A 484-nucleotide genomic window follows, 5' to 3' on the forward strand; every position below is an offset into this window, starting at 1 on the left:
CCAGGTGCGCAGCTCGGCCGCGTCCTGTTCGGCCGTCGCCCGCTGCTCGGCGAGCTCGCGCTCGGCCAGCTCGCGGGCCTCGGCGTTCTCCCGTTCGGCGCGCTCGACCAGTTCGGCCACCTGCTGGGCGGCGCCCTCGTGCAGGCCGGCCACCGACTGGCGGACGGCGGCGGCCTCGTCCTCGGCGCTGGAGACCAGCTCGGCGGCGCGGGCGGTGGCGGCGGCGGTGGCGCCGGCGGCCTCCAGGCGTGCCTGCTCCAGCACCTCGGTGGCCTCGTCGCGCAGCTGCTGCGCCTCCTCGGCGGCCTCCGTGCGGACGGCCTCGGCGGCGCCGGTGGCCTGCTCCAACTGCTCGGCGGCCAGCGAGCGCAGCGCCTCGGCGGCGGCCGCGGCCTCGGCGGCGATCCGGACGGCGGCCTGCCGGGCGCTCTCGCCGAGCGCCTCGGCGTCGGCGGCGGTGCGCCCGGCCAGCTCGGCAGCGTCC

At 80.8% G+C, this 484-nt stretch carries 1 pseudogene; it reads right to left on the minus strand.

Features of this window, described 5'->3' with window-relative positions:
• Positions 1 to 484 (minus strand): annotated as a pseudogene (locus ABD323_RS38785) (hypothetical protein); the annotation flags it as partial.

This window comes from Kitasatospora nipponensis, from assembly GCF_039528135.1.
GTDB classification, from domain to species: Bacteria; Actinomycetota; Actinomycetes; order Streptomycetales; family Streptomycetaceae; genus Kitasatospora; species Kitasatospora nipponensis.